Raw genomic sequence first — 15,159 nt, 5'->3', positions numbered from 1 at the left:
CACCTTAGACACATCAATATAAACTAGGGGTATTAATGTCAATTTTTATTCCTGATCACTACGCCGCTTTCAACTCTTTTGCGGTACGACCAGAAGAACACAATAGGAAAGACGAACAGGTTAAATATGGTATTGGTTATCAAACCGCCAATAACCACAATAGCCAATGGCTTGGATGCTTCAGAACCTATTCCGTGCGACATAGCCGCCGGTAACAAGCCTATGGCTGCCATCATGGCCGTCATTACCACCGGGCGTAAACGATCTGTAACGCCTGCTTTTAGGGCTATTGCAAATGATGTCCAGGTGGTATGATGTTTTAGCTCGGTAATGTTGCTTTTAAACTTGGTGATGAGTATTACCCCATTTTGCACACAGATCCCAAATAAGGCAATAAACCCAATTCCTGCAGATATGTTAAAGTTAACCCCGGTTATCAGCAGTGCCAATATGCCACCCATTATTGCAAATGGTACGTTGTTTAACACTAACAGGGAATCTCTGAAATTTCCAAACAGGATGAACAGGATAAAAAAGATGATCAATAAGCTGATAGGCACGGCCTGGCTTAACCTTTTGGTTGCGCGCTGCTGATTCTCAAAATCGCCGGCCCATTCCAGGTTATATCCTTTAGGTAGTTTAATTTGTGAATTTACCTTATCCTGCGCTTCCTCAATGGTGCTACCCATATCGCGGCCACGGATGGAAAATTTGATGGCCCCGTAACGATGATGATCATCACGATAGATCATACTAACGCCGGTAGTTTTTCTGATACTCGCTATTTCACGCAGCGGTACGGTATTGTTATTAAGCGTTGGTACGCGGAGGTCACCGATAGACAGTTCGTTGCCCCTGAAGTCCTCAGGATAACGGATCCGGAGATCGAACTTGCGCTCACCTTCATAAATTTGTGTCGCCGCTTTGCCACCTATAGCGGTTTCAATTACAGCATTGGCATCGGCGGCGGTAACACCGTATTGGGCCATTTCTTCCTGGTTAAGGTCTATCTGTAACTCGGGCTGACCAACATTATGAAGTATCCCAAGGTCAGTAATGCCATTTACCCTTTTTAATATATTATAGATCCCAACTTCCTGTTTTTCAATATAAGGATAATCATCTCCAAACATTTTTACTACAATGGATCCTTTAACTCCTGATACCGCTTCCTCAACGTTATCAGAAATGGGCTGGGAGAAATTGATATCCACACCGGGGAAGAATTTTAACTTTTCCTGCATCCGTTGGATCAGCTCTTCTTTAGTTTCCTTTCTCTTCCACTGATCCTCAGGATAAATGTCAACATGGAACTCAATATTATAAAAGCCGGTGGCATCGGTGCCGTCATTTGGCCTGCCGGTTTGTGACATCACCTGTTTTACCTCGTCAAAGCTCAGGAAGATGTTACGCATCTCGTTAGCCATTTTAACTGATTCCTTTAAAGAAATGCTAAGCGGGCCGGTTGCACGCACATATATGGCGCCCTCATTTAATTCAGGCAAAAACTCAGTTCCTAAAAATTTAAAGCAGCCTAAACTAATTACCAGGGCAATTATGGCAATTGGAAATACTAGCCTCCTGCTTTTAAAGCATACCGAATAAAAGCGCATGGCGCCTTTGGTCAAGGCTTCTACAAACACATTATGTTTTTCCTTAACATCCTTACGCAGTAATACGCTGGCTAAGGCGGGTACAAATGTAAAGGTTAGTATAACAGCGCCTAAAAGAGCAAAACTTAAGGTCCAGGCTAATGGTGAGAACATTTTACCTTCAACTTTTTGAAAGCTAAAGATTGGCAACAAGCCGGTTATGATGATAAGCTTGGCAAAAAAGATCCCTTTACCGTTAACCTGGCAAGCCTTTTTAATCAAACCAAGCTTGCTCATTTTGTTATAATTGTCCATGCCAACTTCTTTGGCTTTATGATCCAGTACAACAAAAATCCCCTCAACCATCACCACGGCCCCGTCAATGATGATCCCGAAGTCTATCGCCCCCATCGACAAAAGGTTGGCCGACATACCCTTCAGCTTTAAACAAATAAAGGCGAAAAGCAAGGCAAGCGGAATAATAAGCGAGACAATTAAGGTAGTACGCCAATCGGCCATAAACAGGAATACGATAACTGTAACAAATATTATCCCTTCGGCCATGTTATGTAAAACGGTGTCGGTGGCAAAGTTTACCAGGGTTTCACGGTCATAGAATGTTTTTAGCTTAACATCGTCAGGTAAGATCTTATTGTTAAGCTCATTGATCTTTAGTTTTAGGTTTTTGATAACCTCGCTTGGATTTTCGCCTTTGCGCATTACGACAATGCCTTCAACAACATCCGGATCTTTATCACGGCCAACCTGCCCCAAACGCGGCAAGGCCGACTCGGTAACTTCAGATATAGTTTTTACATATATTGGGGTGCCTTTAATATTGTTTATAACTATATTTTTTATTTCGTCAATGTTATTAAGCAAACCAATGCCGCGCACTACATATGCCTGACCGTTTTGATCAATAACATCACCACCCACGTTTACATTGCTTTTAGACACTGCCTCATACAGCTGTAATGGTGTAACATTATACTGAACAGCTTTTGCCGGATTGATAGTTATCTGGTAAGTTTTTACTTCTCCGCCAAAGCTGTTAACATCAGCCACGCCAGGTACGGCACGGATCTCGCGGTCAACTACCCAGTCTTCAATAGTTTTTAACTCCCTTACCGATCTGCGGTTACTGGTTAAGGTAAAGCGGTAGATCTCTCCGGTAGGGCCATAAGGAGGCTCAATGGAAGGATTCACATTATCCGGCAAACTTGCATCGCTTATGTGGTTGTTAATCTGTAAACGCGCAGAATTATAATCAACCTCATCATCAAAAGTAATTTTTACTACGGAAAGACCGAATAACGAAGACGACCGGATACTGGTCTTTTTCTCCGCCGGATTCATGGCGATCTCAATTGGGCGGGTAACAAATTTTTCTACTTCTTCGGCGCTTCTGCCGGGCCATTGGGTAATTATGGTAACAGACGTATTGGTAACATCAGGAAAAGCATCAATACTTATTGTTTTAAAGCTGATATAGCCGGCAACTGCAAGCAGTGCTGTCACAAAAAATATGAAGAACCTGTTCTTGAGGGCGAAAGAAAGAATATTTTTTATGAACTTATTCATGTGTTAGTATTTCGGATTTCGAATGTTCGATTTCGGATTTGTTTATTTTGAATGTCGAATGTTCGATTCTTTATTTTTTGCTTTGATCTTTTATTTTTTCTGAATTCTGATTCCGAAATCGAACATCCGAATTCTGAAATTTCTCAAACTCAGTCTTTCAACGATTCATACAGATACACTTGCCTTGAAGTGATCACCCTGTCGCCTGGTTTTAACCCTTTGTTGATATATGCCCTGTCTTCAACCGTTTTGGCAACGTCAACAGGCTGAATGTGTACCTTCGCTTTACCATCAACTACTATCACATAGTTTTTATCGTTATCAAAAACCAAAGCATGAGCGCTAACTTCAGGCAGGGTTTCACCTGATTTTGCTTTTATCAGCACATTGGCAAACATTCCCGGCTTTAGCAAATTGCCAGGATTTTCTATCTTGATCCGGGCGTGCATTACCTTGTTATCCGGGTCAAGCATATTATCAATCCGGTCTATTTTTCCGGTAAATACTTTATCGGGATATGATAACGTAGTGATCTTTACCGCATCGCCGGTTTGGATCTTTGAGATATCAGACTCATAAACATTTACAAGCACGTAAACGGTTGAAAGGTCGGCTATGGTGAACAGGTTTTGGCTGTTATCTGCCCTTACCTGGGTATTATTGGTCAAGTTTTTTTCAACCACATAACCTGATAATGGCGTTTTAACTTCATAACCATTGGCATTGCTTTTATTGATAGAGATCACAGCGCCGGCGCGTTTACCTTCGGCCTGGGCTTTCTGATAATCAGACTGTGCCTGCTCCAGCTCTTTTTGCGATGCAAGTCCGCTTTTATACAAGTCCTGGGTTGATTCAAATACCCTTTTAGTATTTCTTACATCGGCCTCTGATGATACATAATCGCGGGTAAAACCAGCCATTTCGGCGCTTTTCATAATTGCCAGTGTTTGGCCCTTATGTACCACATCGCCAAGCTGAACGTGTACATCCTGGGCTACCCCGCTGACCAATGGGAACACCTTTACCATTTTATTTTCATCAGGCGCAATGCTGCCGGTTAAAGTAATTTGCGACAGGGCGCTGGCTTCTTTAACCGTGTCAATAAGCAGGCTGTTGATCAGGCTATCAGTAACCTGGAAACGGGTATCTTTTTCCTGGCTCTCATCAGCATGGTGGCAGCTTTGCAAAGCCATGCCCGAAACAGCAAGAGCGATAGCAGTAGTAAGTATTTTATATTTGGTATACATGTTTGTAGTTGTGATCATTGATTGAAAAATGGTGTTCCGGTAACATAGTTAAGTTGCTCCATTGAGGTTACCCTGTTAAGCTGCAGTGCATTCAATTGCAGAGTATTGGTTTTATAGGAGTCGTAAAAATCAAGGAACTCCAGCAGACTGATATTCCTTTTTTCGTAATTCTTAAAAACCTCCTGGATCAGGTGATTAAAATCATTTTTAAAAGCAGGGTCAAAACTGTTATACAGGTTCTCAAGCCTTAAGGCGGTTTTATAATTGGTTGCCACATCGCTTTCAATTTGATCCTGCTGACTTTGCAACTGCACCTTGCTTTGATCAATAGCTATCCTGGCTTGTTTAATGCCCCCCTGGTTCCTGTTAAAAAAAGGCAAGCTAAACCCAATACCCGCACCTAAAAAGTTAGTGCCGTAACCGCCCAGTTTATCATAATTAAGCGAGAGTGAAACATCAGGCACAGCAGTTGCTTTTTGCAGCTGCAGGTTGAGGTTATTATAATCAACAGTTGATTTAGCCAACTTTAGATCATAACGGTTTACACTGGCAGAATCAAGTAATGTTTGATATGGCACACCGGCTACAATAGCTTTTCCGTCAAATGTGTAATCAGACAGGGGTTGAATAACGGTATTTGCAGGTGTTTTGGTTAATAATTTAAATTCGCTTTGTACAGTATCAATCCCTGTTTGCAGGTTATTATATTCTGCTTGTAAGGTGTATAGCTGTGATTGTATGCGCAACACTTCCTTTTCGGCAATGTTGCCCTTTGCATATTGTGCCTTAAAAACAGTTAGCGCTTTAGCTAAAGAATTGATCTCCTGGTTATAAACTTTGGCAGATTGTTCCTGGAAATAGATGGTGTAAAAATCATTTCTCAGCGTGAACTTTAATGTACGGAGCAAATCAAAGAACTGGTATTTTGCCTGGTCGACACTTAGCTTTGCCAGCTGGATGCTTTTATTCCGTTTGCCTGCCGTTGTAAAAAGCTGTGAAATGCCGGCTGAATGATCTTTATAGGCAGGCCCCTGGGAAGCATCGTTAGTGTGAATACCGTTTGAAAAATTGAAATCGGGGTTAGGGAATAAACGTGCGGTAATTACCTGGGCATTGGCATTATCAATATTATAACGCTGGATAATGAGCTGCAGGTTGTTTTTCAAAAACAAGTCTTCCGCCTGTTTAATGGTTAACTTAAGCGTATCGCTTACCCGGCCTTGCGCGTGTACTTTTGATACAAGAATTGTTAACGCAGTTTGCAGTAATAAAATAACAAGAACAAATCTTTTGAGCATAGTATATTTTGATGCCACAAAATTATACTTCGCATATTAGAGTTAAATTAAAGCGAGATTAGAATTGCATTAGAATTTACCTGCTGAATTTAATGGTAAAGGTGGTGGTTTCGCCGGGGATGGAATCAATTGAAATGGTTCCATTAAAAAGGTGGATGATTTTACCTGTTACATAAAGGCCAATCCCGCTGCCCTGGAAGCTTTTTACATTAGTACCGCGATAAAATGATTCAAAAACTTTATCCAGTTCACCGGGCAATATGCCAATACCCTGGTCAATTATCTTTACAATAATGTTTTCTTCGTCGGCATACAGATCACATTGTACACGTTTGTTTTGTGAGAATTTATAGGCGTTACTTATAATGTTATTGAATGCTATTGTTAATAAGGATTTATTTGCAAATAGTTGTAATTTTTCCTGTTCATCAGGCAGTTGCAAAATATTTACAACAAACATTCCTTTGCCTGTTTTCTCAGTCCAATAATCATTAAGCTCCCATATAAGCTCGTCAATGGCCACGTATTTATAGGCAGGATGCGTGTAGTCCATATCAGCATTTGCCAGTTCGAGCAGGCTGGTAATAGTTTCATTAAGCCGCTCAGCATCGTTTAATACAGATTTTAACACCTCTTCATATTCAGATTGGGTACGCAGCTTATTCAGGGCAATTTCAATTTCGCCTATTATAGTTGTTATAGGCGTACGTAATTCATGCGATGCATTTACAACAAATGTTTGTTGCAGTTCAAACGTGTTTTGTAAATGTGCCAAAAGCCGGTTGAAATTATAGGCCAGCGCGCTGATCTCGTCTTTTCCGTTCCCTTCATCAACCCTTAAGCTCAGGTCGCCGGCACGTACCAGGCGCATTTGCTTAATTACTTTATCTATGGGTTCCAGCGTTTTTTGGGCAAACCACCTGCTTATTAAAAAAAGCCCGGCAGTAACACATACCAGCAGTATCGCCATTGATTTGATCAGATCCTGCATCCTTTTGGTGCCCTGCATATCAATAGCCGAAACCAATATTACAAAGTTTCCCTGGTTGTCGTTATAGTAAATGCCTACCGTTTGTCTTTGCCCCTCGGTAAATTCCAGTTGTTTTCTTTTACGTACCTCGTTAATTATCGGGCTTGCCCAAAACTGGTTTTTATCTTTTATAAACGAGGCGGCATTTTTTTCATCATAAAGGCGAATTACCTCGTTGCGCAAGCTGTGGAGATAATGTTCTTTTACATGGCTTAGGGAGTCGGGCGAAATTTCATCAGCCTCTAAATATAATTTAGCGGCAACATTGGCCCTGTCCATTAATTGATCGTAAAAGTTTGACCGGATAAGCGAGTTAAAAGCAATGCAAATAACAACCTGCACAATCAGCAGCACAATTGCGCTAATTGCAGTAAAATAAAGCGAAAGACGGTTCTTTATTTTCATTGGTTATTTGCACTTAAATCTCTGTGTTGCTTTGCGGGTTTCTTTGTGACCTTCGCGGTAAAATAACCGCCAAGACGCCAAGAATACATGGAGATGCCAGCGGTTTATTTATCGCTTTTTAAAATATATCCCATACCAATTACGGTATGGATCAGTTTGTTTTTAAATCCTTTTTCAATTTTTTTACGCAGATAGTTTACATATACGTCAATAAAATTGGTTCCGGTATCAAAGTCAATTTTCCATACCTGCTCTGCAATATACTCCCGTGATAATACCTTGTTTGGATGGCTCATAAATAGCTCGAGCAGTGTATATTCTTTGGCTGTTAATGCTATCTGCTGCCCGGCCCTTTCTGCAACATTGCTCCAGGTATCCAGTTTAAGGTCATCAAATGCCAGGATATGATCAGCAACTTCAACAACTTTTTGACGGCGCAATAAGGCCTCGATGCGGGCCAATAGCTCAATAAAATGAAATGGCTTTACCAGGTAATCATCTGCCCCGGCCTTTAAACCCGATACCTTGTTCTGGATCTGATCCAGCGCAGTAAGCATTAAAATGGGGGTTTTTGTATTGGTAAAACGGATTTGCCGGCAAAGTTCAATGCCATTAATGTCAGGCAGCATTACATCCAGTATCAGCAAATCAAAATCATTATTCTGCAACAGCGCCTTTGCTGTAATGCCGTCATTGGCAATGTGGATCTTATAGCCCTGCTCCTCAAGCCCTTTGCTGATAAATGCAGCAACTTTTTGTTCGTCTTCAACTAAACAGATATTGGCCATAGGGAAGCAAAGATGGGTAAATTATAATTTATTTCGGATTTCGGATTTTCGATTTCGGATTTTTTGTTTGAAACTTGATTTATTGATTCAAAACCATCAGAAGATCCGCTGATTGATCACCGCCATGAAGCCATCCTTGAATTTTTCGCTGATGGGGATTTGTTTGCTGGCAATGTAAATATGATTGTCCTGGATCTTAACTATTTGCTTTGTGTTAACAATGTAGGAGTTATGCACCCTTACAAATGGCGGATTTAATTGCTCTTCAATATCTTTTAAGCGCCTGTAAATAAGTAGCTGCTCGGCAGGAGTTACCAGGCGCACATATTCTTTTTCACCCTCAAAATATTGGATCTCCTCCATCAGTATTTTCCTGAGCACCTTGCCCGACTTTACAAAAAAGTACTCATTCCCAGCTGGCGGCAATGTGTTATGATTGGCAACATGGAAAGTGAAATAGGTTTCAATCTTTTGCATTGCTTCCAAAAAACGTTTAAGGGTAATAGGCTTTAACAGGTAATCAATGGTTTGAAAGGCATAGCTTTCCGCAGCATACTCAGAGTAAGCGGTGGTAAAAACAATTTTGGTATCCTTTGATAGAAGACCCGCCAACTCCATCCCGCTTAGCTGGGGCATGTTTATGTCTAAAAAAATAAAATCGGGTTTGTTCTCCTTTAAAAATGCAATGGCTTCCAAAGCGTCATAACATTTGGCTAAAAGCTGCCATTTGGTATTCTGGCCTATCAAGATCTCCAGCAGGTTTACTGCATTGGGTTCATCGTCAATAATTATGCAGCTTAAATTCATGCTATCGGTACTTTTAAAAATGCGGTAAAATAATTGCCCGGATTATTAATACTTAGCTCAAAATTTAAGCCATATAACAAGGTAAGGCGCTTTCGCAGGTTCTCAATGCCAAATCCGCTGGGCCCGTTTGTCCCGGGTTTATCATGAACCATGTTCCGGGTTTCAAACAACAGGTAGCCATCTTGTTGAACCAGTGAAATATCGATCTTATTTTTATCACTCGACTTATCAATGCCGTGTTTGAAAATATTCTCAACAAAGGTCATCAGCAGCATTGGCGCAATTCGCAATTCGGCATTACAATCTTTAATGAAATTTAACTCTATTTCATGCCGGATCCGGATCTTCTCCAGCGCTATATAGTTCTCCAAAAACTGCACCTCTGTTGCCAGTGAGACCTCTTCCTTTGGGCTTTCATCAACAAAATAGCGCATAATATCTGACAACCGCTCAATTAGCTTTGCTGTTCGGGGGGCCTCGCGGTAGGCTTCGTAATAAATGTTATTCAAGGTATTAAATAAAAAATGCGGCTGCACCTGCGATTTTAGCAGGTTAAGTTCAGCCTGGCTTTTTTGTGCCAGTATTTTTTCCGACTGCTGCTTTAATGTGAAATATGCAATGGCGATGCGAAAAATAAAGCTGAGCAGGTATGTTAAAAAGCCCGCTATCATAAAATTAAGAATGCTGCTTTTTGTTATAAGCTCGGGCTTGAGCGCAAAGTATTTATTATAAATATAAGTGAGCAGATATCCTCTTGACAGGCCGGCTGATACAACAAATATAAATGCGAAAATTGCATACTGAACTTTTTTACCGGTTTCATAAAACTTAGGAAAAAGAAATTTAATGTTCCCGTATATAACAACAGCATAAAAAGAAACATTTAATAGCGAGAATGTTCCGGCCTGGTAAAAGCCATCTTCGGGCAGGTATGAAAAAAATATAATTAAAAAAACCGCAACCCAAATCAGCCATTGAAGCTGTTTAAGAGTTGCCTGACTGCCGATAAATTTCATTTTTAAATTTACAAAGCTTTTTCATTCCCACCGCCGGTTTTCAATAATTAGCCTTTTTTATTCAATAAATGCTGCCCTACAGTAAATACCAGCTGTTGATATTATCAGGTAAATCATTTAAAATAAATGGTATAAGGTTTAAATGATTTGCCCGGATATGTAATAAAAACCAGCTTTAATAAATATTACGTTTCAGATCTTAATAAACCTTAATATGAAAAAACTTTTTAACGCCTGTATTATTATGGCATGTCTTCAATTTGGCTTAGCCCATGTTGTTAAGGCACAACTTACATCCCTGCCAGACGGGGATAATAAAAGAGCTTCAGTTAGCGAACAAATTGGCCTTACCGATGTAAGTATTCATTACAGCCGGCCTGGCGTTAAAAAACGCGACGGCCATATTTGGGGCGAACTCGTTCCGCCGGGTTACGTTGACCAGGGCTTTGGTCCTTCAAAATCAGCACCATGGCGGGCCGGGGCTAACGAGAATACCACTATTGAATTTTCAACCGATATAAAAGTTGAAGGCCAACCCTTAGCCGCCGGTAAATACGGTTTCTTTATAGCTTATAGTGCTGACGAGTGTACGCTCATCTTTTCAAAAAATTCAACTTCGTGGGGCTCATTCTATTATAAGCCGGATGAAGATGTGTTACGGGTAAAGGTAAAGCCCATACCTGCCGATAAAAGTGTTGAAAGGCTGAAGTATGAGTTTACAGACCAAACGCCAAATAGCGCCATCATACAGCTGCAATGGGAAAAACTGGTTATTCCCTTTAAGATAGAAGCCGATGCAGTGAAAAACCAGGTTGCATTTTTCAAGCAGGAACTGCGCGGCGAAAAGAGTTTTAACTGGGAAAGCTGGAGCCAGGCGGCACTGTACTGCGCACAAAATAAAACCAATTTAGATGAAGCCTTAATGTGGGCTGATACCGCAACAAGCAGAATTTTTGGTGGCAGTCAAAGCTTCCAGGCCTGGAGCACAAAGGCTGCGGTATTGGACAGCCTTGGCCGGGGTACTGAAGCAGCGGAGACAATGAAGAAAGGATTGCCATTTGGCAGTGATTATGAAATATATGGCTATGGAAGGACTTTAACATCCGCTAAAAAAGCCAAAGAAGCGTTCGCCATTTTTAAAATGAATTACGATAAGCATCCTGATGAATTTATTACCAATGTAGGTATGGGCAGGGGATATTCAGGCCTTGGTGATTACAAAAAGGCATTAACCTATATTCAAAAAGCACAGGTACAGGCGCCAAATAAACCAAACAAAGATGCTATGGACAGGCTTGCAAAAAAATTGCAGGATGGGAAGGATATCAATTAGTGATTAGAGGCTAGAGACCGGAGGTTAGTGTTTATAGCATACGATCTCTTAGGGTGATTAAACCGGTCTCAAACTCTGATCCGCTTTGCAAATAAAATTTAAAACTATAATTTAAGGATCTTACTATGCAGTTTTTATATTGGCTATCACGTGAAGTTGCAATTGGCATAATCATTACTTTGTGCTCAATTTACTCAGTATTCAGCCAAAATTCACAACCAAACATTGTTGATACCGCTTCAAGGCCAAAAGTATTTGCCGAAGGCGCAGTGTCATCTCCTTATACTGAATGGGCCACTTCTTTTGCACCAGATGGTAACACGGTCTACTTTTCGCGCGGCGCTATTTACTGGACAATTTGTTATTCAAAATTGGTTAACGGTAAATGGGGCCGGCCGGCAGTGGCGGCTTTTTCGGGAAAGTATAACGATACCGATCCCTTTGTGAGCCCTGATGGTAAAAGAATGTTCTTTATATCAAACCGCCCTTTTGAGGCCAACCAGGAAAAACCGCAAAAAAGCTACCACATCTGGTATGTTGATCATATTTCGGGCGATGAATGGTCGGCGCCAAAACACATAGACGCCCCGATAAATTTGGATGGCAGCAGTAACTATGCGCCATCGGTAAGCGGTTCGGGCACTCTTTTCTTTTGCTCGCGCGGCAGGGAAGGGAATGCCGGGATGGCTGGCTATTCAGCAAAATGGCTGGGCGATCATTATGATAAACCCCAGCAGCTGATCTTGCTTGGCAAAGAAGATGTACAGGACCCATTTACTGCACCTGACGAAAGCTACGTGGTGTTTTTAAGCGGTAACGATATTTATTACTGCCCTAAAAATGGAAATGCATGGAGCACTGCGCAAAAATTAGGGCCACAGGTAAATAACGGCGATTCTAATTCATCTCCGTATGTGTCCCGCGATGGTAAGATGCTGTATTATTCCTCAAGCCGGATCCAAGGCTTTTACAAACGAAATATAAAGGCTAAACCATTGAATTATGATGGGCTGGAAGCCGAAAATCAAAGTATTTTCAACAGCCAGGGAAATATATTGGTGATCCCGGTTAACATTCCTAAAGCGTCACACTAAATGTTTTTTAATACATCAATGAAAAAGTTCAATTACATCCTTATTATTTCTGTGTTCTTTTCGCTGAGCTTAGCCTATGGACAGGCAGACACCATTCGCCTAAAAGATAAACGCCTGCTCACCTCAATGCTTAAACCCGGACTTAAGCAATACCTGGTATATTTTCAAACGGCTAAAGCTCAAAAAACGTTGCGGTTTTGGTATTGGCTAAGGGATATTAAAACTGAAAACAGGAACGGGGAAAAAGTATTTACAATAGCACAACACTGGTATGGCAGTGATACTAATAGCTACCGCAAAGTGTATTCTATAAACAAGGCTGTTGATTTTGCACCGGTTTACCATTCAGAAACCGTACAAAATAAAACTAGCGCTTATAACTGGAACAATGATAAAATTACAGGTGCCGATAGTGTAGCCGATAATTCAAAAAAAGATTTTTCGCTGGCTTTTACTGCTCCAAACTTTAACTGGAACCTGGATATAGAAACCTTTGAAATGTTGCCGCTGGCATCGGGTAAAACCTTTGCTATTAATTTTTACGATGCCGGATTAGATCCGCCAAAATATATATTATATAAGGTAACCGGCAGCGAAGTAATCCCCACCTTAAGCAACGAAAAAGTGGACTGCTGGAAACTGGTTACTGAAGGCGATTATAGTGGCGGCCATTTTTCGCAAACCTTTTGGATCAGCAAAAAAGATCATGAATTTTTAAAAGAAGAAGATGCCTTTGGCGGTGGCTACAGGTATAAATTAAAAATGATGAATGCAGCTACTGACATGCTGCCCCGGTTCGCAAAATAAATAACCAACTATAATCCTGAAACAGCCCTTTGCAAATATTGCGGGGGCTGTTTTTTTATCTTTACTCAAGACGCTCTGAAATGCAGGATTCTTTATTAAAACCTAAATAGAATGATTTCCGGTTATCACGCCAAATGCATAACCGCATACAGAGCCGTTGCTGATATTGCTATCCACAGCGCAACACCCTGCAACAGTGGCTTAAAACCTACAGATGCCAGTACTTTGCGTGACAGGCCTGCGCCTATCAAAAATAAGGTGAGCGTTAAACCTGCCTTAGCAATAATTATTAAATAAGGGCTAACAATTGATACTACCGGGACATAAGTATTGGCTATCATTGCTAAAATAAACAAACCGATAAAATAAGGGATGCTCACTTTTTTCGATTGATTTTTGAACAGGAAGGTAGCCATAAAAGTAACCGGGATTATCCACAGGGCCCGGGCCAGCTTTACAGTTGTGGCAACTTCCAAAGCATGAGCGCCATATTTACTTGCCGCCCCTACAACCGAGCTGGTATCATGTATGGCAATGGCGCACCATAAGCCAAATTGAGTTTGTGATAAATTAAGATAATGCCCGATTGCAGGAAAGATAAACAGGGCGATAGAATTCAATACAAATACACAGGCTAACGCAACAGAGATCTGCTTTTCTTCCGCCTTTATAACGGGGGATATTGCCGCAATAGCGCTACCGCCGCAAATAGCTGTTCCTGATGAAATAAGGAACGAAGTTTTCTTTTCAATGTTTAACCATTTGCCCATAAAATAACCGAACACCAAAGTACCGGTTATGGATGCAATGGTAAATAAAACACCTTCTTTACCTGCCTGCAGGGCGCTATGCACATTCATGCCAAAGCCAAGCCCTACTACCGATACCTGCAGCAATAAATGAGTGGCTTTATGATTTAAATGCAAATAAGGATGGCCGATTATTTGCGCAACAACTAAACCTAACAATAAGGCAATTGCCGGGCTTGCAAAAGGTGTAAGACAAAAGGCGACGCAGATAATGAATATGATCTTTTTTGTATTGTCATCAATATTAATTAATGATGTGCTGTTTGTTATATGGTGCGGGGTTTGCATAACTATATATTATTTAGTTATGCAAATGTCTATACTTGTTAAAATGTATTTATATCATAAAACAGAATACCCGATAACTTAAAGTTATGGAGTTTGTTTATAAGATGCTTGCCTTCTTAAAACTTATTATCAGCCAAAAATCCATTACAGCACTTAATATGAAATATATCATAAATAGCTTTTTGATGATTTCTGATATGGGATGAAATAATATCTATTACTAATAGATATTAACATTTAAGAAAATAAATTTTGAATGTTTGTTTATAAATATGATATTTAAGGACTCAAACTAAACCAAAAGACCTCTGAAAAAACTGATTGCCATATTATTTTTAAGTGTTTACCTGGTAAGTATCTGCGGACAATTGATGGTGCATCAATATTTAAGCTACCGGACCGAGGCTTTTTTTAATGCGCAAATAAAAGATGGACTTTATAATGTTAAAGACCTTACCGAAGTAAAGATCCCTGCAAATATGCCAGGCGTAAACGACTGGACTGCTTATGAAAAAGTTAGCGGCAGCATTCAGTTTGCGAATGAAGCGTATAACTATGTGGCGATTCGGGTTACCAGGACCGCTATATATTTAAAATGCCTGCCTAATTATGAAACTACGCGTCTATCAGACCAAAACGTAATTCATGCTGAAAATATTGACCTCAAAATCCCTAAAAAAGAGCATGTTCCTTACGGAAAAACTACCTTAACCTATAATTTGAGCTTTACTTTCATAAAGTTTGAATTTAATTCTCCCTTTAAAAGTTCTGTAAAAAGGCTGGTACAACCCGTATCGCAAATAATCTGTCATAGCCTTGATATCCCCGAACAACCGCCTAAATCTATCTGTTAGCCCTCATTTATTAATCAACTGAATTAAGGCAATCAATGCCTGTAATCATGTTATTTAATTGTGTTTTACTATACAGTTACAATTCAATAACAGAACATTACAGATAAATGTTACCGGCTGTCTTTCTTTTTCGCAATTGATAATGAGATTTCGGTTATGCACCTGGTGCCATTCCCATGTAGGTTTAAGCAGCATACAAGGGTGTTG

At 40.4% G+C, this 15,159-nt stretch carries 12 protein-coding genes; 4 read left to right on the top strand and 8 right to left on the bottom strand.

The window, feature by feature from the left end:
• Nucleotides 1–38: 38 nt before the first annotated feature.
• From BUE31_RS22990 to BUE31_RS22960, 7 genes are all read right to left on the bottom strand, one after another.
• A complete protein-coding gene (locus BUE31_RS22990; RefSeq protein ID WP_073406200.1) occupies nt 39–3,176 on the bottom strand; it encodes an efflux RND transporter permease subunit in 3,138 nt (1,045 codons plus the stop codon).
• A 149-nt stretch (nt 3,177–3,325) separates the two neighbouring features.
• Nucleotides 3,326–4,441, bottom strand: coding sequence for an efflux RND transporter periplasmic adaptor subunit (locus BUE31_RS22985; protein ID WP_234997892.1), 1,116 nt, complete (start codon nt 4,439–4,441; stop codon nt 3,326–3,328).
• Nucleotides 4,438–5,721, bottom strand: coding sequence for a TolC family protein (locus BUE31_RS22980; protein ID WP_073406199.1), 1,284 nt, complete (start codon nt 5,719–5,721; stop codon nt 4,438–4,440). The genes BUE31_RS22985 and BUE31_RS22980 overlap by 4 nt, the downstream gene beginning before the upstream one ends.
• A 76-nt stretch (nt 5,722–5,797) precedes the next feature.
• On the bottom strand, nt 5,798–7,156 hold the full coding sequence (locus tag BUE31_RS22975; RefSeq protein WP_073406198.1) for a HAMP domain-containing sensor histidine kinase: 1,359 nt from the start codon (nt 7,154–7,156) through the stop codon (nt 5,798–5,800).
• A gap of 104 nt (nt 7,157–7,260) precedes the next feature.
• Nucleotides 7,261–7,944, bottom strand: a complete 684-nt coding sequence (locus tag BUE31_RS22970; protein WP_073406197.1) for a response regulator transcription factor — start codon at nt 7,942–7,944, stop codon at nt 7,261–7,263.
• Nucleotides 7,945–8,040: 96 nt separating this feature from the next.
• Nucleotides 8,041–8,751, bottom strand: coding sequence for a LytR/AlgR family response regulator transcription factor (locus BUE31_RS22965; protein WP_073406196.1), 711 nt, complete (start codon nt 8,749–8,751; stop codon nt 8,041–8,043).
• The gene (locus BUE31_RS22960; RefSeq protein ID WP_073406195.1) at nt 8,748–9,767 is read right to left on the bottom strand and encodes a sensor histidine kinase; all 1,020 of its coding nucleotides are present in this window, start codon (nt 9,765–9,767) and stop codon (nt 8,748–8,750) included. The genes BUE31_RS22965 and BUE31_RS22960 overlap by 4 nt, the downstream gene beginning before the upstream one ends.
• A 214-nt stretch (nt 9,768–9,981) precedes the next feature.
• Here BUE31_RS22960 and BUE31_RS22955 point away from each other — a divergent pair, with 214 nt between their 5' ends.
• The 3 genes from BUE31_RS22955 to BUE31_RS22945 all read left to right on the top strand — a co-directional run bounded on the left by BUE31_RS22955 (nt 9,982) and on the right by BUE31_RS22945 (nt 13,001).
• Complete coding sequence (locus BUE31_RS22955; RefSeq protein WP_073406194.1) at nt 9,982–11,100, top strand: DUF2911 domain-containing protein; 1,119 nt, start codon at nt 9,982–9,984, stop codon at nt 11,098–11,100.
• A 125-nt stretch (nt 11,101–11,225) separates the two neighbouring features.
• Nucleotides 11,226–12,194, top strand: coding sequence for a TolB-like translocation protein (locus BUE31_RS22950; protein WP_073406193.1), 969 nt, complete (start codon nt 11,226–11,228; stop codon nt 12,192–12,194).
• Nucleotides 12,195–12,212: 18 nt separating this feature from the next.
• Nucleotides 12,213–13,001, top strand: coding sequence for a DUF3108 domain-containing protein (locus BUE31_RS22945; protein WP_143167227.1), 789 nt, complete (start codon nt 12,213–12,215; stop codon nt 12,999–13,001).
• 125 nt (nt 13,002–13,126) lie between these two features.
• Here BUE31_RS22945 and BUE31_RS22940 read toward each other — a convergent pair whose 3' ends face one another.
• Entirely contained in the window at nt 13,127–14,098 is a 972-nt protein-coding gene (locus BUE31_RS22940) for a YeiH family protein (protein ID WP_073406191.1), read from the bottom strand.
• A gap of 371 nt (nt 14,099–14,469) precedes the next feature.
• On the opposite strand from BUE31_RS22940, the gene BUE31_RS22935 reads away from it, so the two are divergent.
• Entirely contained in the window at nt 14,470–14,952 is a 483-nt protein-coding gene (locus BUE31_RS22935; RefSeq protein ID WP_073406190.1) for a hypothetical protein, read from the top strand.
• Nucleotides 14,953–15,159: the final 207 nt, after the last annotated feature.

The sequence above is a fragment of the Mucilaginibacter sp. OK098 genome, assembly GCF_900142915.1.
In the GTDB taxonomy this organism is placed as follows: Bacteria; Bacteroidota; Bacteroidia; order Sphingobacteriales; family Sphingobacteriaceae; genus Mucilaginibacter.
This window is presented reverse-complemented; position numbering and strand designations above follow the sequence as displayed.